Raw genomic sequence first — 19,604 nt, 5'->3', positions numbered from 1 at the left:
TGGCGGCACACCCGTGGGGAAGGACGGATCGTGGAGCTGTTGGTCGCGGTGCACGGCGCCGACGACGATATCGCCGAATTGCACTCGCTGTTCGAGGCGCTGATCGAGGACGACGAGCTGCGGGCGGCGGGCAAACGCCTCGAACCGGGCGCGGCCCACCCGCAGACGCTCGGCGCCGAGGAGATCATCCGGATCGTGCTGGACTCGCCCGCCCTGTGGACGGCGCTGTCCACCTGTGTCGCGGCCTGGCTGCAGCTGCGCAGGCCGCGCCTGCGCCTGAAATTCACCCGGCCGGACGGCTCGACGGCCGAGATCGAGGCCGACGACGGACAGGTCGTCGAGACCGACCAGGTGCAGAAGGCGATCGATATCGCTCGCGGAACACAGGATGAGGCTTCCTGATCCGGATCGCTCGTACGCCGTACTGATCGGAACGGCCCGCTACGGCGCGGATTCCGGCTTCCCCTCCTTTTCGTCCATCACCCGCAGCGTCCGTGATTTCGGCGAATTCCTGCGTAACACAACGGGACTCACCAACGTGGTGGAGATCGTGGATCCGCCCGACCCGGTGTCCTTCGCGACGGCCTTGACCGCGGCCGCCGATGCCGCGACCGATCTGCTGCTGTTCTACTACGTGGGCCACGGCGTCGCGGTCGGCAACGAACTGCACTTGGCGCACAGCGGATCACACGCCGAGCACGTCGCCTTCACGACCGTCCCGTATCCGGCCGTCCGCGCGAAGATCAGGGCATCGCGGGCCAAGGTGAAGATCGTCATCCTGGATTGCTGCCACAGCGGAAAGGCATTCGGGCGCGACGTGCTCGCCGGGCCGGAGGTGCTGCGTGAGGCCGCCGACATCGACGGGACCTTCGTGCTCACCGCCACCGACGAGAAGACGAAATTCGCGGTGGCCCAGGATGGTTCGGGGCGGACGGCGTTCACCGGCGTACTGCTCGACATCATGGCGTCCGGAATACCCGGCGCGGAGCGCTATCTCACCATGTCGGCGCTGTTCCGCGAGCTGCGCTCGCGGCTGCCCGCGGCGAACCTGCCGAAACCCAAGGCGCTGGAACGCGGTACGGCGGCGGAGCTGGCGCTGGCGGTGAACGCGGGCTGCAGCGGCGCGGCACCGGCATTACCGGGCACCGAAACGACCGCCTATTTCGCGCAGATCCGCGATATCGCACCGGCGGACGAATTGCGCGACCGTGAGCAGGAACTGGCGACCCTGGCGGCGTTCTGCGCGGGCGGCGAGCCGTATCTCTGGTGCCGGGCCGGGCCGTGGGCCGGAAAAACGGCGCTGCTGTCCTGGTTCGCACTGCATCCGCCCGAAAACGTGCGTGTGGTGGCCTTTTTCATCACCTCGCGGCTGGCCGCGCAGGCCGATCATCTCGCCTTCGATGATGCGGTGCTGGAACAGCTTTCGGCGCTGCTACCGGCCGAGCGGACCACGGTGACCGGCGCGGTCGGCAACCGGGACGCGTTGCGCAGGCATCTGCTGGATCTGGCGGAGCGGCGCGCGATCGAAAGCGGTAAACGGATCGTGCTGATCGTCGACGGTCTCGACGAGGACCAGGGTGCTCCGAGTATCGCCTCGCTGCTGCCGCGCAATCCCGGCCCCGGACTACGCGTCCTGGTCGCGAGCCGCCCGAATCCGCCCATCCCCCTTGATGTTCCGGATGACCATCCGCTGCGCACCTGCACCCAGCTGACGCTGAAGCGCTCACCGTGGGCCAGCGGCATCATCCGGGCCGCGCAGTGGGAACTGCGGCGCCTGCTCGCCGGGTCGGAGGACACCCGCCGGGTGCTCGGATTGGTCACGGCCGCAGGCGGTCTCACCAATCCCGAACTCGAGGACCTCACCCAGCTGCCGCCATTCCGCATCGAGGAGATACTCGACGGTGTCACGGGCCGCACCTTCCGCACCAGAATGAGCGCCTTCGTCCCGGACCAGATCAACCTGCTGGCCCACGAGACATTGCAGCAGGAATCCGAAAACGCTCTCGGCAAACATCTTTTGGACCGCTATCGGGCCGAGATCCACGCATGGGCGGATCGCTACCGCGCGGACGGCTGGCCCGGGAACACACCGAGTTATCTCCTGACGCGCTATTTTTCGATGCTCAAGGCACTCGGGGACGCGCCGAGGATGACCGCGCTGGCGCTGGACGCCGATCGCCACGATCGGATGCTTCACCTCACCGGCGGTGACATCACGGCGCGCACCGAAATCGCCGCTGCGGCGGAAATCGTTGCGCGGCAACCCGATCCGGATCTGCTCACGCTGTGCAGACTGGCAATGCGGCGCGACCGGCTCCGACAGCGCAGCGACAATATCCCCATCATGCTGCCTGCGGCGTTCGCCCGCCTGGGCGAATGCGATCGCGCGGCGAGCCTGGCGATCAGCATCCCGGATCAGCTTCGCCGGACCCGCGCCCATATCGCGCTCGCCGCCGTGCCGCGCGCCGCCACCGAGCACGAGCGTGACCGTGTACTCGCCGAATCGCTGATCAGGGAGATCGGCGACGCGGTTACCCGGGAGAGCCTGTATACCGACCTCATCGGCGCGCTACTGGCGGCCGGCGACACCGGAAATGCCGAGAAGCTGCTCGAGGAGGTCGCGTACGCGCCGCACCTACCCCGGGCACTGAGCGGATTCGTGCCGGTCTGGCTGGCCGCCGGGCGGGAGGAGGAGGCGCGGGAGACGGCCGCACGGATCGAATTCCTCGCCGAGCGGTTTCTCCCGGTCGAAAGCCGGGATCGCGCGCGTGTGCTCGCGGCCGAGGCGCTGGCGGTGATCGGTGAGTACCGGCGCGCGGAATCGGTCGCGCGCGCCATCGCCGACAAGAATGGCCGAATCGAGGCGCTTGCGGGGGTGATCCGGTGGGCGGCCCGAGCCGGACAGCGCGATCGCGTCCGGGAAATGCTCGGCGGACTCGCCGAATTCGCACAGGGTAGGCCGCTGTTCGAGCTGAGCGGCCCGGCCTTTCCTGCGATCATCTCGGCGATGATCGACGCGGATCACGCCGAGGACGCACGGCGCATCGTCACCGAACACGAACCGGAGCCCGGAACCATGCGTGTTCGCAAATGGGGCTCGCCGCGGCCGGAATACGTCACGGTCTTCGTCATGGTCGGCGCGCTGGACACCGCGGAACGCTGCGCCAACGAAATCCTGCCCTTCCCGCTCCGGGCCGACGTTCTCACCGATCTCATCCCCGCCTTTCTGGCGGCGGGCCGCCGGGCGGACGGCAGACGTCTGGCGGATGCGGTCGAGGCGTTCGCCAATCGGCTCGACCATCCGGGCCCGCGGGCCGTAATGCTGAGCAGACTCGTGCGAGCACTCATCGACGCCGACGCGCTCGATCTGGCGCGGGCGGCCGTCGGGCACATCCAGCCGACGGCTTATCGGATCCGCGCGCTGGCCGAGCTGGCGAAGCATCTGCGCTCCGGGCCCGCCCGGGAACTGGCCCGGCTCGCCGAACATCTGGGTGTCCCGTCCGCGGACCTCGATTTGGACTGGGTCGCGGACGCGTCGAAAGACTTCGATTCCGGGCTGATGCAGACGACCGAACTCATCCGCCTGTACGCGTGGTCGCCGGGCGATCTGGCACGCGAAATCGAATCGTGTATCGATACCGCCATCGATGGAACATTGCGGCGCGGGCACGGCACGGTGCTGTCGCGGTTGGCGGCGGTACTGGTCGAGGTCGGGCGGACCGAGCGCGCTATCGAACTGCTCACACGCATCGACGATGTGGCGCAACGGATTCGGATCATGACCGAACTGGCCGCCCCGCTCGCAGCCGCGGGCGCGGGTGACCAACTGCACCAGCTCCTCCTCGCGGTCGAGCCGCTGGTTGCCGAACTACCCGAGGACATTCAGCCGACGGCCCGCACCGATCTCGGCATCGCGCTGGCCCGAATCGGCGATATCGAACGGGCCGATCGCACCGCGCGCGGGTTCGACGATGTGCCGGGTCGAGCGCAGATCCAGACCGAGATCGTCGCGGCCCTGGTCCGGTCCGGCGATATCGATGCCGCATCAGCCCTCGCGGCGCGAATCAGCTACGTACACGCCAATATTCACGCCGAACTCGTCCTGGTCCCGGCGATCGCCGAACGCGACGGTCGCGCCGCCGCCTGGCAGCGTTTCGAAACGGCCGAGCGGTCCGCGCGGGATATTCACAACCGGGATCAGGTCGCGCTGCACCTGGTGGAAACCGCGCTGCGGCTCGGTGATACGGCGCGCGCCACCGCCTCTGCGGCGCTCGCCGATTCGCCGATTGCCCGTGCCGAGGCGCTCGTTCAGGTGGCGCAGGTGCTGGTGACCGAATACCGGCGGGCCGCCGAGATCGATCGACTTGTCCTGCGCCCCAAGATCGTTCGCCTGCTCGCCGAGATCTGGAACGGCGCCGTATGGTACCGGCCGCTGGATGTGCTGGCCCGGCTGGATCCCGGCCTGCTCACCACGATCGCCGACGAGGTGCTCACGCCCTGATTCAGTGCGTGCCCAGTTGGGATTGCAGCATGACGATCTGATCTTTCGCCAGCAGCTTTTCCTTTTTCAGGCGGTGCAGGACGAGATCGTCGATGTCGGGGCGGGACTGCAGCTGTTCGATCTGGCGGTCGAGCCGTCTGTGTCGTTCCTGCAGCTCGGCCAGCCTGTCGAATTGATCTTGTTGCGAGGTTCCGTCCGGGCCAGTTGCCATATCTGCCTCCTCCGCAAATCCATGGTATCGGACCAAATATGCTGCGTAGGAGGGTTTGTCGGGTTCGGTTCGGCTCGTCCGCGATGTGTCGACCGCTCAGAGCTCGCGGTACATGACGTGCAGGCCGACGCGTCCCTCGACCGGATGCCGGAACGCGCCCGGCACGGTTCCGACGATCTGGAAACCGAGCCGGCGGTAGAGCTCGACCGCCCGCCGGTTGCTGGCCGCCACCGCGTTGAATTGCATTCCGGCATAACCGGATTCCTTCGCCCAGGCGAGAACGTATTCGACAAGCGCGGCGCCGACACCGTTGCCGCGCGCGTCGGCGGCCACCATGAAGCTCGCACTGGCCACGTGCGAGCCCGGTCCCGGACGGTTGGCGTAGGAGTTCGCGGTCCCGAGCACACGATCGCCCGCGACGGCCACCACCGTCGCGCCGGGTGGGCGGACAACCCAGATATCGTGCGCCTGCTGCTCGGTCATCGCCGGGTCGTACGCGAAGGTGTCCGCGGCCCGGACCACCTGGCGCACGATCGGCCAGACCTGCGGCCAGTCCGCCTCGGTGAAATCCCGGATCAGCATGGGGCACACGGTATCCCGGCAATGGTTCGGCCTGCCAATGGTTTACCCGACGGGGAATCCGTACTCGAGGTATGCGGTTGCGCCGAGGTTGCGGGCCCGGCGCGCGGCCAGGGCCCGGCGGGTCATGAAATCCGGTAGGCGCTGGGCGATTTCGGCGTCATCGCTCCACGCCCAGCTGCGCAGTTCCTCGGCTTGGAGTTCGATCGCCGCGGCCGCTCGCGCGGTCAGCACGCCCCCGTCGAAGAGCAGCATGACGCCCTCGCTGTGGTCGCCGCGCGGCGGGATCCAATCGAACACCAGTAGGGGGCCGAGCGTCACGGCCATCCCCAACTCCTCCTGGATCTCGCGGACGGCGGTGGCATAGGGCGATTCATCGGCCTCGACCACCCCGCCGGGAAACTCCCAGTGGTCCTTGTAGGTCGGCTCGACCAGCAGGATCCGATCCGATTCATCGACGAACAGCGCACCCGAACCCATGCGCTTACGTGGCAACGCCGCCAGGAATTCCGCACTCTCGGTCCGCATACCACCACGGTATGCGGCAAAATGCGATACCGTTCGGAGCCACATCTCGACTCCGCCGAGAAGGCGGCCGAAACCGGTTCTCCTTGCCGAGCCCGCGCGCCAAAGGTACTGTTTGCGCAGTTCACGGGACTCGTCGCAGATATTTCGGAGCACCGAGACGTTAGGGGCGCGAATGACCGGCAGACGGATGCCCGACAGAGGGCACTGAACGATGGACCCGACCGCGCGGTGGCGGCAACTGTTGGATCTCGCGAATTCCGGTGAGCTGCAACTCGATCCGGAAATCGGCCGAGATCTGGACGCCCAATGCGCGGCCTACCTCGACGAGCTCGACAGCATTCGCGCCTCGGCCCGATCCGCCGAACACCTGACCGGCTTCGGCACGATGCCATCGGGACCGATCCTGGAAGCCAAGTTCGCGGGCAAGGTCGACGGACCCGACAGCGCATTGTGCAGATCGCTCGATACGCATATCGATCAGGTCGAGTTGATGCGCCAGGTCTTCGCCAAGGCGATCGCGAATTACCGGGAGGCGGACCGGAGCACCGCAGTGCGGCTCGACGGCATCGAGATTCCGCGCGAAGGGGGCCGATGAGCCAGGCGGAGTACGCGCGCAGAATCGTTGCGGCACAAGACCAGTGGCGCCGTGACCGGGTCGCCGTCCCGGACGACCCTGGCGCGCGCGAGCTCGAAAACGGTTGTGACCCACGATCGATCACCGATCCGAATCAGGACCTGTACGTGATCGAGACGGCGACGCTCGATGACCTCGTTCAGCGGGTCGAGGCGATGCGGCCGAGTTCGGCGCTGGAGGTATCGCAGCAGTGGCAGCACATCAGCGCGGCCTTCCGGGAGAAGTCGACGGCGTTCGGCGCCGCGATCAGAGCCACCATCGCGAACGGCTGGAGAGGCGCGGCGGCGAATCAGGCCACCGAGGCGATCACCAATTACGTCGATCAGTCACAGCAACTGACGCTGGCGGCCGAACGGATCTCGACCGCGTTGGCGGAGTTCGGCGCCGGACTGCTGCGAACCCGGGCGCTGATGCCGCGCACCGGCGACGGTGTACCGGTCCTGAAGGACAAGGCTTTGCCGCCGGAGGGTGTCATGAAGGCGGACGACCACAGCAGATCCGAGGCCGTCGAGGAGGCGAGACGGGTGCTGCGGACGGTGTACTGGCAGGCCGCGAACCTGGCCGACGCCGGGGTGCCCGTCGTGCCGGACAGTCCGAAAGTTGTGGACAGTCCGCATATTTCGCCGGTGATCGGGGATGACTGACGGTGCGCACCTGGAGGTTCACCGGACAGGAGTTCCAGATCCTCTGGAGCTCATACGACCGCGACCGCCTGCCCTATCCGCTGGCGTACCGACCCGGGTCCGCGGTCGACTGGAACGATCTCGTGCGGCAACGGGAATCGGCGACCAGATCACTGCTGGGCCGATACTCACTGAATCTGGATCGGGCGCTTTCGGTGCTGCTGGAACCGGAAATACGGGTGGAGTCAAAGGGTTTCGGCGGTTCGGGGCTGGTCGCGGTTTTCCGGTTCCACGGGGTGCTGCGCGACGAGATCGGCGCGACGCTGGTACAACTCCCCGGAGTCACGGAGGACACCGGCGGCGATGTGCTGATGACGCTGTGCCGCGCCGACGAGGTGGCCGCGGCCGCGGTGGCCGCACTGCCGAAGGCGCCCGCGGGTAAGCGGGCGCCGATCAGCTTCCGCCGCACCGAGATCGCCGCGGACAGGCGGCGTTACGTCCGGCGGGTCGACGAGTACAGCGTCACCGAGCAGCTGCACCGGGTGTTCGGGCGGGACCGGTCGGCGGTCGGCGAGATCACCGTATTCCCCGGCGCCGCAGTCGATTCCAGGCCGATGCCGGATGGGCGCGGATTCCTCTGGTCGGATTACGTCGACGACGGGCGCTATTACATCAGATCCGGTGATCCGGTCGTCGCCAAGCCGATGGACGCGAAGATGATGGCGGGCGAGATCGCCCGGCTCGTCGACGCGGTCCGCCGCAGGGGTGCGCAGATCGAGACGCGTTCCTGAGCGGCCCGGCGAAAAGTTCCGTCGCGTGGAATCACCTTGATCTGGGCGTGATTCGGCGGTGGCGGCCGACTTTTCGAACATTCCACGAATTCGCTGCGAGTTGTCGGACAAACCGATCGCCGCTGTTTTCAACGGGTCGCCCGATGGGTATCCGGAATGGTGCTCTAGGTCCGGATTAACGGTACGTGCAGCCCAGGTCAACCGACCAGCAGCCGACACCCGAGGTAATCCGCGCTAATCGCTCGATATTTGCCCGTAAGACTGCACAGTCTGCAAGGATTGGCCACCCCGGTGCGGTCCGCGAAAAGTGGCGAGTAGCGTGCGGCGGCGAGGAACCGATACCTGGGGTGTTCAGCGGTCGTCGCGCGCACGACCTGTTTCCGGATACGCGGATAGAATCGGGCGGCCGAGCGCGAGCCCGGGCGATACGGGGAAGAGGAACTGGATGGAGCACGGTCAGCAGGGCACCGAGTCGGTCGGTGCGATGTTGTCGAGCATTGCGGCGGCGCTGCGCGAGTTCAGCGACAAGCTGGACGAGGTGGCGGGCCGAGTGGACGGCGACCGCGGTGTCGAGGCTCGGCTGGCCAAGCTGGAGGCGTGGGCATTCCGTGCCGGACAAGACATTTCGGGCATAGATTCGCGGCTGGACCGAGTCGAGTCCGACGGGCCGGGCGAGGCGGGCCCGCAACCCGCGGCCGACACCGGTCCGTTCACCAGGCGCGGCGAGACCGTGCCGACCCGGGGCGGCAATCTCTTCACACCGCCGGTCAAGGCCGAGCAGGCCGATGCGCGCAAATCCGCGCCCGCGCCGCTCGAACCGCAGACCACCGCGCTGGAGAGCATTCCGGCTGTCCGCGAGCCGGGCGCCGCGACGCGGGCCACCGCGCGTCAGCCGTTCCCGAACGCGCGGGACCGGATACCCACCGCGCCGCACGCGCCACGAGACGCCTACCCGACCGGTTCGGCCCAGCGGGAATCCGGCGCGGCGACGGGCGAAACCGGTGCGGCGCACCGGGATTCCACCGACTCGCAACCGGAGCCGGGCCCGGCGCCGCGGGAATCCGGCGCACCGCAGCTCGGGCCGGGTGCGACACGCCAGCCGTTCCCGAGCCTGCGGGAGAGTTCGGCGCGGGACACCACGGTGCCGCGGGAGCCGATCTCCACCGGGCCGGAGATATTCACCGTGTCCGAAAGCGGCGCGCATCGCACCGCCGAGAACAGCGGAGGCTTCCCGAGCGTCGAGACGCCTTCGGAGAACACCGGATTCGCCGCGCCCAAGTCGTATGCCGAAACCAACGGCGCGGCCACCGGCTTCACCGGGCTGTCGGGCGCTGCGGCACAATCGAATTCGGGCGAATCCGGAACGCGTGAGTCCACGCTGTCCAATCCCGCGCAGGGTTCCGGCGGCGGGCTTTCCGGCTCGGGTTTCTCGGCGGCCACCTACCAGAGCAAGTCCGAACCGGTCGGCTACGAAAACGGCTCGACGCCAAAGGGTCTCACCTACGAGAACACGCAGCCGGGCCTCACCACCTCCTACGGCACCGGGTCGACGAATCTGACCGGCAACTACGACAGCCAGAGCCAGGGCTCCTACGAAAGTTTCGTCGCGCCCGAACAGAACGGGGTCGCCCTCACCGGCTCGCACCGCGCCGCCGACGAGGACCGCAGCCACGTCGACAAACTCCAGGCCATGCTCGACGAACTGAAGAAGACGGCGGGCATGTCCATCGGCCGCTCCGACGTCTTCGGCCCACCCGCCGTCGACCCGACTCCTCTGCCGACCCGCGACACCAGCGAACCTCGCCGCGACTATCGCCTGTCCGGTCCGCCACCCCGTCTCGAACCGCCCAGCGCCTGATCCGTTAGTTGCCGAGGTCCTTGATGAGGTCCAGGGCCGGGTAGAGAACGGCGCGCAGCGGACGCAGTCTCGACAGCGCAACGACGCGTTCGACGAGTGGGGCGGTTCGGCGGATCAGCAATCGGGTGCGTTCCTGGCCGGGGCTGCGGTCGTGGACCCAGAACAGGACGATGCCCATGTGGGCCAACCACAGCAGATCCGGCAGCTCGGCCAGCAACCGCTTGTCGCCCTTGACGTCGGCGCCGATGACCAGGTCGGCGATGATGGCGGTGGATGCCTCTCGGGCGGGCCGACTTTCGTCGCTGAACGGGTTGAGCGGGCTGGTGGGTTCGGCGGCGATGGCGAAGAACTTGCCGCCGAATTCGTGGTAGGCGGCGGCGACGTCGACGAAGGCCAGTTCCATCGTCTGCCATCGGGTGGCGAGGGAATCGCCGCGGATGGTCTGCTCGACCCGCTGTTGATGCAGGGTCTGAATGTGTTGGTAGAACCCCTGAACCAGGTGTTCCTTCGACTTGAAGTAGTAGTAGGCGTTTCCGACGCTGACACCGGCTTCGCCCGCGATCGCGCGCATGGTGGTCTTCGTATAGCCGTTCTGCTCGAACAGGCGAAGGGCGGCATCGATGATCTGCCGGCGAGTTTCCTCACCGCGCGCGGTCGTGGGCTCCGGGCGGGTCATGCGGCTCAGGCCAGCCGGGCGGCATCGACCGGAATCGTGGCGACCGCGGCCTGCTTCTCCTGATGCCTGCCGCGGCGGATCTTGTTCAGCGCGATCAGGTTTGCGAAGTGCATACCGCCGAGCACGAGCAGGACCATGCCGAGCTTCATCGCGAGTTCCTCGATCGCGACGCGCGCATCGCCGACCGGGCCGCTGATGCGCAGGGCCAGCGCCACGAAGCCCGCGTTCACCAGCCAGAACCCGATGACCAGCAGATGATTCACGGCTTGGGCGAGGTCGGTGTCGCCATTCATGACATCCACCAGGAAGCGCGCCCCGGTCCGGTGCAGAGTGCGTGCCACCCAGAACGTGACCGCCAAGCTGACGATTACGTAGACCGCGTATGTGACGACGATGAAGTTCATTGTCCCAGCTCCTTGCTGATTTGAACGTGTTCAACTATGAGCTTAGAGCGATTCTTGAACGTGTTCAAGTGTGGGCGTCGCGACATCGGCGAGAACACGGTTGCCGAGGTGCCGCCCTCGACCGGGTCGGCGGAGAAACCGAATCGTCGACGATGCGGCGCGGCGAACTAGGAACGTACTCCACAATTATCTCTATATTTCTCTATTTTCCGAATCAATAGGGAGTGATAGAGTATTTTCATGGCAGAACCCCTTTACTCCGTCGACCAGGTAGCCGAGCGGCTCGGACTTCACGTACGCACCGTGCGGAACTATGTGCGCGATGGACGTCTCAAGGCGGTGCGGATCGGAAAGCAGTATCGGATCGCGCAGTCGGATCTGGAGGCGTTCACGGGGGGACCGGTTCCGGCGGCGGTGCGGGAAACGGTTGCGCGGCAACGGCACAGCGAGGTGTCGGCGATCGTGGAGGTGGACGCGATCGATCGGGAGCTGGCCAGTCGGCTGGCGCTGCTGGTGACGGGTGCGGCCAACGGCGGCAATACCGACCAGCCGCTGCGCGTCCAAACCGGTTACGACGAGGAGCGTGGCCGGATGAAGGTCATCATCCTCGGCGGTCTCGCCGATACGGCGCGGCTGCTGGAATATATGGAGGGGGTACTCGACACATGAGCACTATCTACAAGTCGGACGCGGGTGCGGCCGAGCTACAACGGCGGTATGCGGAAGGGCTGCGCGAGTGGCCGGTGCCCGCCGAATACCTGCGGCTGCCGACGCGGCAGGGCGAAACCTTCGTGATCGCCTCCGGCCCGGCGGATGCGCCGCCGCTGCTGCTGTTGCACGGATCCGGCGGGAACTCGGCGATGTGGCGCGGCGATATCGCCTCGTGGGCAACGCATTTCCGCGTCTACGCGATCGACATCATCGGCGAACCCGGCCGGAGCGCGCCGACGCGCCCGCCGCTGGACTCCGATGCGATGGTGGACTGGCTGGACGAGGTGCGCGAAGCGCTCGGCTGCACCGGTATGGCGATCGTCGGCATTTCGCTCGGCGGGCTGGTGGCGGCCCACTACGCGACCCGCAATCCCGAACGCGTGCATCGACTGGCGCTACTGTGCCCCAGTGGCATCGGACGCCAGACAATGGGATGGGTTGTCAAGGCGCTGCCGCTGCGGCTGTTGGGGCGCAACGGATTACCTCGGATCGCCCGGCTCGTCACCGGACTCGACGGACCGCGATACGAATCCGCGCTCGACACCTCGGTGCTGACCTTCACCCACTACCGGCCCCGCACCGGGCGGTTGCCGATCCTCCCGGATACCGCGCTGCGGCGGCTGACCATGCCCGTCCTGGTCATCGTCGGCGAGCGCGATGTGCTGCTCGACTCGGCCGAAACCGCCCGCCGGGCACGGGAATTCATACCGAACGCCACGGTGCGGGTGTTGCCCGGCGTCGGGCACGCCATCGTCGAGCAGACCGATGCGGTCCAGCGATTCCTGCTGGATCAGCGCTGACGAATGACGGCGTACGACCGAGGCATCGTGGTGGCGGGCGACCGGGTATTCCGCCCGCCACCGCCACGCGCCGCATTCGTGCACGAACTGCTCGAATACTTCGCCGAAGCCGAATGGCTCCACGCACCAAGATATCTCGGCAGCGACTCGCAGGGCCGCGAAATCCTCTCCCACATACCCGGTTTCGCCGGATCCGAACTCACCGAAGAGGTGCGGTCGACGGCGGCGCTCGCCGCGGTCGCGCGACTGGTGCGCGAATTCCACGACCTGACCGCGGGGCACCCGCTGGCCGGATCCGGTGAGGTGGTGTGCCACAACGATTTATCGCCGAAGAATACGATCTACCGCTTGGCCGTACCCGTCGCGCTCATCGACTGGGATCTGGCGGCGCCGGGTCGCCGCATCCACGACGTCGCGCATTTATGTTGGCAGTACGGCGATCCCGGCCCGGGCGCCGAGGTACCCGTTGTGGCACAACGCATGCGGGTGATCCGCGACGCGTACGGCCGGGCAGAGCTGATCGACCCACCAGAGCTGATCCACACCGTGCTCTGGTGGCAGGACCGGTGCCGTCGCGGCATCGAACACGACCCGGCGCTGGCGCATCTGCGGGCGGCCGGAGTTCCGGAACGAATCCGCGCCGCACACCGCTGGGTGTCCGATAATCGCGGCCCGCTCACCCGTGAGCTCGCGCACGATAACCGATGACTCGGGATGACTATTCCCAAACCGGGGGGTTGGTAGTTACTTCCGACTGGTCTACGTTGTTCTGGTGGACGACCGCCCAGCTCGGCGAAATGCCTGGAAGACAGGGAAATTCGGCCGCACCGCGGTATGGTGCGGCGGCGCTGCGCTGATCTTGGTCGCGGCGCTGTGCGTCGCGGCCGACACCACCGGCTTGGCGCGCTACTACCAGCAGCGCCTGCACTGGCATGCGTGCAAGGACGACGGCCTGGCGAAAGAGGGCGCCAGCTGCGCCGAGGTCATGGTGCCGCTGGACTACGGCAATCCGAGCGGACCGGCGCTCAGCGTCGCGATCTCCCGGATCGCGGCGCGGGACAAGGCCAATCGGCGCGGGATACTGCTGAGCAATCCCGGCGGGCCCGGCGGTTCCGGGATGGACGCGTTCGACCTGATCGGCGATGTGCTCGAACCCGATGTACTGGCCCGCTACGACCTCATCGGATTCGATCCGCGCGGGGTCGAACGGTCGGGCAAACAGCAGCGGTGCGGCTGGCCGGTGGCCAACCCGATCCGGTCGGCGGGTGTCGACCGGGCCGGATTCGTCAGCGAGACCTTACTGCAAGCCTATCTGGCGGCGAGTTGTCTACAGCGCGACCAGAACTGGATGCGGCATCTGTCCACCCGGAACACGGCGCGGGATATGGATGTGATCCGCGGCGCGCTGGGTGAACCACGGCTCAGCTACTACGGCCTCTCCTACGGAACATATCTGGGCGAGGTGTACACCCAGCTGTTCCCGGGACGGTCCGACCGGATCGTGCTGGACAGCGTCATCGATCCGGACCGCTATTGGCTAGGGCTGCAACAGGATTGGGGTCCCGCGGTGGAGGCGGGCTTCGACGACTGGGCCGCGTGGACCGCCGACCGCGACGAGACGTATCACCTGGGCGCGTCGGCGGCCGAGGTACGCGACACCGTCGAGGCGCTGATCGCGCACGCGGCCGAGACGCCGATCGTGGTGGAGGGGTTCGCCTTCGACGACCATCTGATACCGAATCTGCTGTGGGAGATGCTGCGCGACGCCCGGCTGAACGAGCCCGTCGCGCAGATGATGCGCGCCCTCGCCGACGCGGCCGAGGGACGCGCTCCGGATGTGCCGAAACGATTGCACCAATGGATCGTTTCGGCGAAGGAGGACGAGTATTCGGTCATGGCGCAGATCTGGTGCGCCGACGCGCCGATGCCGCGCGATCCGGCCTGGTATTGGGATGCCATCCAGCGAGCCAGGCCCACCCAGCCGATATTCGGCGCGCTGGCCAACAATATTCAGCCGTGCGCGTTCTGGCCCGCGCCGCTGGAACCGCCGACGGTGGTGCGCAACGCGGTCCCCGCGCTGATCCTGCAGGCCACCGGCGATAACCGCACCCCGTACCGGAACGCCGTCGCGCTGCATCGGCAGATGACGGGATCGCGCCTGATCACCCTGCGCAACACCAGGATTCACATGGTGTTCCGCACGGAGCTGAGCACCTGCATCCTGGAAACCACCAACGCCTACTTCCGCGACGGCACGATCCCCGCCGCCGACCTCGACTGCGACCCGAACTGATCAGCTCGCCGACCGCGCGGAACCCGTTGTCCGCGGGGTGATCCGGAGCGGCCGGGCGAGCTCGGCGGGCCGATTCAGCGTGGCGCGCACCAACTCCCGGAACCACCGGTGCGCGCTGTCGGCGGAATTGCGCGGATGCCAGGCGATCCCGATCGGCACCTCGGGCAGCGGCAGTGGAATCTCGAAGGCGCACAGGCCCATCGCGGGCAGTGCGGCGGCGGTGAGCGCCGCGGGGGCCGGACAGACCAGATTGCCCGACCGGACCGCGAACAGGGCCGCGGACAACGTGGGCACCGTCGCGACCACCCGGCGGGTGCGACCGTGCAGAGCGAGCCGCTCATCGATCGCGCCCTGTGCGCGGCCGGTGCGGGAGATCGCGAGATGGGGCGCGGAGGCGTAGGCGGCCACCGAGACGCGTCCGGTGGCGAACCGGTGCTGCGCCGAGACTATGCCGACCATTCGGTCACCGAGCACCCGCTGCACGGTGATCTCCGGATCGGAATGTTCCAGCACGCCGACCTCGATATCGATATGTCCGGCGCGCAGGGCGGCGGCGCCGTCGCGATCGTCCGGCAGGAAGCGCACCGTCACACCGGGCGCCTCGGCGTCGATGGCGGCGAGCAGCGGCGCGGCCAGATCGGTGAGCACCATATCGTCGGCCTGGACGGTGAAGGTGCGCTTCAGGGCGAGCGGATCGACGGGCGCGCGCGGAGCGAGCAGGGTGCGGCCGTGCTCCACCAGCGCCCTGACCTCATACCGCAATTCGACGGCGCGCGGAGTGGGGGTGAGCCCGCGCCCGGCCCGTACCAGCAGCGGATCGCCGAGCGCCTGCCGCAGTTTCGCCAGTGTGCGGCTCATCGCGGGCGGTGAGGTCCCCAGCCGCTCGGCCGCCGCGGTCACGCTGTTCGTCTCCAGCAGCGCGTCCAGCGCCACCAACAGATTCATATCCAGCGGGTCCACCCCTGGATTATCGCCATCGGAATGATCGCTCGGCAAAGTTCCGTTCCTGATAATCCGCGCAGGCTGTTCGGGCTTGACGACACAGGTGCCGACCACACCGAGAGCGGCATACGAGCCCGAACCCGGACGATCGGCGACGAGCCGTAAACGGCGTAACCATTTGCTGATCGATGGTCGCAATTGTGAATTCGCCTTTACGACATATTTACCGGATGTAACCGTTCGGGGATTGCCCATACGCCGTTGCGCTGCAACATGTTCACGGCTGATTCCCGCGAAAACTGGCTGATTTGTCTATGTTTCGCGGGCGATGCCGCCGGTCATCTTCGCGATCGGTACAGGGCCGGTGAGATCGCGCCCGGCACCGCGAATTCCCCAGAGCAGAACCTGGCGGGGCCGCAGCGGGCCGGTAACCTCCTTCTTTGCAAACGCTTTTCGACTCGACCGCACGGCGCCGGGCCGGCGTGGGCGGCCGGGACATCCCCCGCGGCAGGGAGGACTCCATGCGGACGACAAAGATGTCCGAGTGCCACCGCATGCCAGATGGCGACGAGACCGTCGAAATACGGTTGGACGCTTTGGTTCTGGCCGGTTCGCCCCGGTTGACCGGGGAGGACTACGCCCACATCCACGCGCTGGCGGAGACCGACGAGCCGCTGCCTCCCATCCTCGTACACCGGCCGAGCATGCGAGTGGTCGACGGGGCGCACCGGGTGGGCGCGGCGCGGCTGCGCGGCGACACCACCATCGCGGCGCAATTCTTCGACGGCACCGACAGCGAGGCGTTCATCCTCGCCGTCCGGCTGAACATCAGCCACGGCCTGCCGCTGTCGCTGGCCGACCGCAAGGCGGCGGCCGCCCGGATACTGCGGGAACGCCCGGAGTGGTCCGATCGGGCGATCGGTGCGACAACGGGGTTGTCCCACAAAACCATCGGGGCGCTGCGCCGTTCGGCTGGCGCGGATTCCCAGCCGAACACCCGGATCGGCCGGGACGGCCGAGCGCACACCTCCAGCGCCACCGACGGTCGCAGGCTGGCATGCGAGCTGTTCCTCCGCTCACCCGACGCCCCGCTGCGCGAGGTGGCCAAGGTGGCGGGCGTCTCGCTGGGCACCGCGCACGACGTGCGACAGCGGCTGCGGCGCGGTGACGATCCGATTCCCCCACGGCAGCACCGCAATTCGCTCACGCGAACATCCGACGACCCGGCGCGGTGGCCGTCCGGGACCGCCCAGCCCGGCACGACCCAGCCCGTCCAGATCAAGGATCCCCGGATCGTGATAGACCGGCTGCGCGCCGATCCCTCGCTGCGATTCAGTGAAGCGGGCCGCGCCCTACTGCGCAGACTGGATTTATATGCGACCGCCAATGCCGGTTTGGAATCGATGGCCGATGCGTTGCCCGCCCATAACCTGGGCCTGATAGTGCAACTCGCCTATTGGTTCGCCGAAGATTGGCGGAGATTCGCGGCGCAGTTGGAGCGCCGCGCGAATTGAGCGGAATGTATTGAAACGCAATGGTTCCCGCCGATGCGCGCATCGGCGGGAACCATTCAGCCGATTACTCGGTGACCAACCGGCCCATCGAGTGGACCTCGTCCACATCGCCACCGGTGATGAAGGACCACGGCGCGGTGAAGTATCCACCGTTGCCCCAACCGGCACCCCACGAATTCTCGATGGTGACACCGTTCTCGTCGTACGCGACGATCGTCACCTCATGCCCGCCGACGACCGATTCGCTCGGGTCGGGGTTGTAGTAGTAATTGCTCTGGTTCAGGTTCATGAAGCTCTGCCGAACCTCGAACCCGATCGGAACCGGCAGGCCGGACGAAATCGCCTGCTTGATATTGCTGATGACATCTCCGCCCGTCAGATCCTGCGAGCCGGAGAGCTTGTAGTGCGCGGCATTCGCCCGCTCGTTGTCATCGGGCTGGGTGGTGTAATCGAAATCGCCCTGCCAGTAATCCGATTTCGTATCGATACCCTGTTCCTGCTCCATCGGCAATGCGACCGAGGCGTACGTGCCCTGATCGTTGCCCTTCGCGATCTGCGAGTAGATGAACATCGGCGCCATCGGGCCACCGCTGATGCCCTGCTCGTTCATCAGCACGCCGTACCCGGTGTAGCCGGTGGCCCAGGTCACGCACGATCCGACCTGGCCCTGGTCACCCGGCGAAAGGGCATACTGCTGCAGCGAATACGACGACGGCGGGGTAAGCGAGCCGACCCGGACCGGCAGCGCGGTGCCGCTGCTGGTGTCATGGGTCTGTGCGGCCTTCGCGGCGTTGGCGTCGAAACCGAAGCCGTGCGTGGGCAGGACGGGCTTCGGCAAAGGCGCCGATGGGCTCGGAGCCGCGACCGCGAATCCGGCGGAGACGAGTCCGACGCCGAGCACGAATGCCGCCGCGGCGGGCACGCATGAATAACGTGTGTAACGCATGGGTTCTCCTGAAATGAGTGCTGAATCCCGGGCCTGTGCCCGATCGCCGGAGTCATCCGGAACAAACCCGGCCGAACCGGTGGAACCCCATCCGGACGCTCGTTCGCGATGAGACATATAATTGGCCCGGCAGCGGATTCGGGCAAGTGCGTTCAATATGTTCACGGATGTGCTCGCCGATCCGATCGGTTACCTTGGATTTGCGAAGTCCGGAATCGCGCGAATTCAGTTGCCGGATACGGCGTTTCGAAAGGATCGGTAAAGTGCGGCCGAGATGGATCCTCTTCATTCTGCTGTGTCTGACCATGGTGGCGACTTCCTCGTTCGGCCACGGTATTTCGGCCGCCGATCCGCTGCCCGCCGGGAAAACGTTCACCGGCCGGTCCACCGGTCTGCGGGTCACTCCGGGATTGCCCGGGGTAATGGAGCCGCGCGATGCCGTATTCGGTTGGCTGGTGCTGCCGTATTTGCAGCAGGAGCAGGAGTGGGATCAGTGGTGCTGGGCCGCCGACGGCGCGTCGATCGCGAATTACCTCGGCCACTGGATCGACCAGAACGACTATTGCAAGCTGGTGCACGGCGCCGACGCGAACGACGTATGCCCCAACGACAATGCCTCGCTGGAGGATATCGCCAAGGCCTTCGGCAAGATCGGCTTCGACGCGAAGGTGGGCAGCCCGTTCTCGATGACCAGGATCGTCGAGGAGATCTCGGCCAACCGCCCGATCCTCACCGGCATCGCCTGGGCCGCGGGCGGCGGGCACGCCCAAGTGGTCTACGGCTACGACGCCGACGCCGGGACGATCACCTACGGCGACCCGTGGCCGACCTCGCAGCGGCAGGTCACCCAGACGCTGGCCTCGTATACCAAGAATCCACAATGGATTTGGTTCGGCGAGGACTACCGGATCGCGCCGAAGGAATGAGAATGCCGACCCTGCACGCGCTGGCGATGCTCCTCTTCGCCGCGCTCGCGATCCCTGGATGTACTGCCGCACAACATGTTCCGACGAACCAGGCGCACGCAGACACCCCGTGGGCTCCGGATCCCGACGCCGACGCGATAACTCGCGTACTCGCCTCGCCCGCGGCCGAACAACTCGCAGGCTCCTTCCTGCGCGCCCAGTTTTCGCCCCAAAGTAGTTCGGGCACAGCGCCTTTACGACAGGTCGAGCGAGCGGTGACGGTTTACGCGACCGCACCGGGATTCGTCACCGATCCGCGCACGACGCTGCGCGACGCGGGGGCGCCCGCCTATATCGCGGTCCCGGTGCGCGTCGGGTCGCGGGCGGAAACCGATACGCTGCAACTCGATCCCGCTCCCCCGTACACTCCGCGCGCGGTCGCGGAGGGCAATGAGGAGGCGCAGACGGCGCGACTGCTGGCGGACGATACGCGGCTGCTGCTGCACTATCCCTCGCACACCTGGTTCGGCTGGACCGAAACACGGGTGGTCGCAATCAGATCCGATACCGATCCGGGAGTGCAGGGCCGGATCTTCGACGCGGCGCAGTTCCGCGCGTGGTTGACGTCCCGCTGAGGCCGCCCGCCACAACCGCCGGTGAAATCGATTGTCTCGAAATATCTTTCACG

At 67.0% G+C, this 19,604-nt stretch carries 20 protein-coding genes; 13 read left to right on the top strand and 7 right to left on the bottom strand.

What is annotated here, in order from left to right:
- Positions 1-30 precede the first annotated feature (30 nt).
- Together LGY53_RS12165 and LGY53_RS12160 are read left to right on the top strand one after the other, a co-directional pair.
- Positions 31-402, top strand: a complete 372-nt coding sequence (locus tag LGY53_RS12165; protein WP_225726751.1) for a hypothetical protein — start codon at positions 31-33, stop codon at positions 400-402.
- Entirely contained in the window at positions 389-4,501 is a 4,113-nt protein-coding gene (locus tag LGY53_RS12160) for a caspase family protein (protein WP_225726750.1), read from the top strand. Before LGY53_RS12165 ends, LGY53_RS12160 begins: the two co-directional genes overlap by 14 nt.
- Position 4,502: 1 nt before the next feature.
- Here the strand turns inward: LGY53_RS12160 and LGY53_RS12155 are convergent, their stop codons facing one another.
- The 3 genes from LGY53_RS12155 to LGY53_RS12145 all read right to left on the bottom strand — a co-directional run bounded on the left by LGY53_RS12155 (position 4,503) and on the right by LGY53_RS12145 (position 5,819).
- Positions 4,503-4,712, bottom strand: coding sequence for a YdcH family protein (locus LGY53_RS12155; protein WP_167476182.1), 210 nt, complete (start codon positions 4,710-4,712; stop codon positions 4,503-4,505).
- A 96-nt stretch (positions 4,713-4,808) separates the two neighbouring features.
- On the bottom strand, positions 4,809-5,294 hold the full coding sequence (locus tag LGY53_RS12150) for a GNAT family N-acetyltransferase (protein ID WP_225726749.1): 486 nt from the start codon (positions 5,292-5,294) through the stop codon (positions 4,809-4,811).
- Between the two features lie 42 nt (positions 5,295-5,336).
- Complete coding sequence (locus tag LGY53_RS12145; RefSeq protein ID WP_225726748.1) at positions 5,337-5,819, bottom strand: NUDIX hydrolase; 483 nt, start codon at positions 5,817-5,819, stop codon at positions 5,337-5,339.
- A gap of 211 nt (positions 5,820-6,030) precedes the next feature.
- Here LGY53_RS12145 and LGY53_RS12140 point away from each other — a divergent pair, with 211 nt between their 5' ends.
- From LGY53_RS12140 to LGY53_RS12125, 4 genes are all read left to right on the top strand, one after another.
- Positions 6,031-6,414 carry a hypothetical protein gene (locus LGY53_RS12140; protein WP_225726747.1) on the top strand — a complete coding sequence of 128 codons (384 nt, stop codon included), beginning with the start codon at positions 6,031-6,033 and terminating at the stop codon, positions 6,412-6,414.
- Complete coding sequence (locus tag LGY53_RS12135) at positions 6,411-7,097, top strand: hypothetical protein (RefSeq protein ID WP_225726746.1); 687 nt, start codon at positions 6,411-6,413, stop codon at positions 7,095-7,097. Before LGY53_RS12140 ends, LGY53_RS12135 begins: the two co-directional genes overlap by 4 nt.
- Positions 7,098-7,099: 2 nt before the next feature.
- A complete protein-coding gene (locus LGY53_RS12130) occupies positions 7,100-7,867 on the top strand; it encodes an ESX secretion-associated protein EspG (protein ID WP_167476186.1) in 768 nt (255 codons plus the stop codon).
- Between the two features lie 445 nt (positions 7,868-8,312).
- Entirely contained in the window at positions 8,313-9,725 is a 1,413-nt protein-coding gene (locus tag LGY53_RS12125; protein WP_225726745.1) for a hypothetical protein, read from the top strand.
- A gap of 4 nt (positions 9,726-9,729) precedes the next feature.
- Here LGY53_RS12125 and LGY53_RS12120 read toward each other — a convergent pair whose 3' ends face one another.
- Positions 9,730-10,401, bottom strand: a complete 672-nt coding sequence (locus LGY53_RS12120; protein ID WP_225726744.1) for a TetR/AcrR family transcriptional regulator — start codon at positions 10,399-10,401, stop codon at positions 9,730-9,732.
- 5 nt (positions 10,402-10,406) lie between these two features.
- Complete coding sequence (locus tag LGY53_RS12115) at positions 10,407-10,805, bottom strand: hypothetical protein (protein WP_225726743.1); 399 nt, start codon at positions 10,803-10,805, stop codon at positions 10,407-10,409.
- A 240-nt stretch (positions 10,806-11,045) separates the two neighbouring features.
- Between LGY53_RS12115 and LGY53_RS12110 the strand changes: the two genes are divergently transcribed.
- The 4 genes from LGY53_RS12110 to LGY53_RS12095 all read left to right on the top strand — a co-directional run bounded on the left by LGY53_RS12110 (position 11,046) and on the right by LGY53_RS12095 (position 14,609).
- Entirely contained in the window at positions 11,046-11,474 is a 429-nt protein-coding gene (locus tag LGY53_RS12110) for a helix-turn-helix domain-containing protein (protein WP_225726742.1), read from the top strand.
- Positions 11,471-12,316, top strand: a complete 846-nt coding sequence (locus tag LGY53_RS12105; RefSeq protein ID WP_225726741.1) for an alpha/beta fold hydrolase — start codon at positions 11,471-11,473, stop codon at positions 12,314-12,316. The genes LGY53_RS12110 and LGY53_RS12105 overlap by 4 nt, the downstream gene beginning before the upstream one ends.
- A gap of 3 nt (positions 12,317-12,319) precedes the next feature.
- Positions 12,320-13,024: a phosphotransferase gene (locus tag LGY53_RS12100; RefSeq protein WP_225726740.1), complete on the top strand. Its 705-nt coding sequence runs from the start codon at positions 12,320-12,322 to the stop codon at positions 13,022-13,024.
- Positions 13,025-13,088: 64 nt separating this feature from the next.
- Positions 13,089-14,609 carry an alpha/beta hydrolase gene (locus tag LGY53_RS12095; RefSeq protein WP_225726739.1) on the top strand — a complete coding sequence of 507 codons (1,521 nt, stop codon included), beginning with the start codon at positions 13,089-13,091 and terminating at the stop codon, positions 14,607-14,609.
- Here the strand turns inward: LGY53_RS12095 and LGY53_RS12090 are convergent, their stop codons facing one another.
- On the bottom strand, positions 14,610-15,569 hold the full coding sequence (locus LGY53_RS12090) for a LysR family transcriptional regulator (protein ID WP_374111165.1): 960 nt from the start codon (positions 15,567-15,569) through the stop codon (positions 14,610-14,612).
- A 503-nt stretch (positions 15,570-16,072) separates the two neighbouring features.
- Here LGY53_RS12090 and LGY53_RS12085 point away from each other — a divergent pair.
- Positions 16,073-17,065 (top strand): transcriptional regulator, encoded by a 993-nt coding sequence (locus LGY53_RS12085; RefSeq protein ID WP_225726738.1) that lies wholly within the window; start codon positions 16,073-16,075, stop codon positions 17,063-17,065.
- A 64-nt stretch (positions 17,066-17,129) separates the two neighbouring features.
- On the opposite strand, the gene LGY53_RS12080 is transcribed toward LGY53_RS12085, so the two are convergent.
- The gene (locus LGY53_RS12080; protein ID WP_225726737.1) at positions 17,130-18,011 is read right to left on the bottom strand and encodes a C1 family peptidase; all 882 of its coding nucleotides are present in this window, start codon (positions 18,009-18,011) and stop codon (positions 17,130-17,132) included.
- 263 nt (positions 18,012-18,274) lie between these two features.
- On the opposite strand from LGY53_RS12080, the gene LGY53_RS12075 reads away from it, so the two are divergent.
- Together LGY53_RS12075 and LGY53_RS12070 are read left to right on the top strand one after the other, a co-directional pair.
- A complete protein-coding gene (locus LGY53_RS12075) occupies positions 18,275-18,937 on the top strand; it encodes a papain-like cysteine protease family protein (RefSeq protein WP_225726736.1) in 663 nt (220 codons plus the stop codon).
- A 2-nt stretch (positions 18,938-18,939) separates the two neighbouring features.
- Complete coding sequence (locus LGY53_RS12070) at positions 18,940-19,551, top strand: hypothetical protein (protein ID WP_225726735.1); 612 nt, start codon at positions 18,940-18,942, stop codon at positions 19,549-19,551.
- The last annotated feature ends 53 nt before the right edge of the window (positions 19,552-19,604 follow it).

It is taken from the genome of Nocardia sp. JCM 34519.1, from assembly GCF_020361265.1.
Classification (GTDB): Bacteria; Actinomycetota; Actinomycetes; order Mycobacteriales; family Mycobacteriaceae; genus Nocardia; species Nocardia arthritidis_A.
Note: the sequence above shows the minus strand (reverse complement) of the source record. Positions and strands in the feature narration are given on the sequence as shown.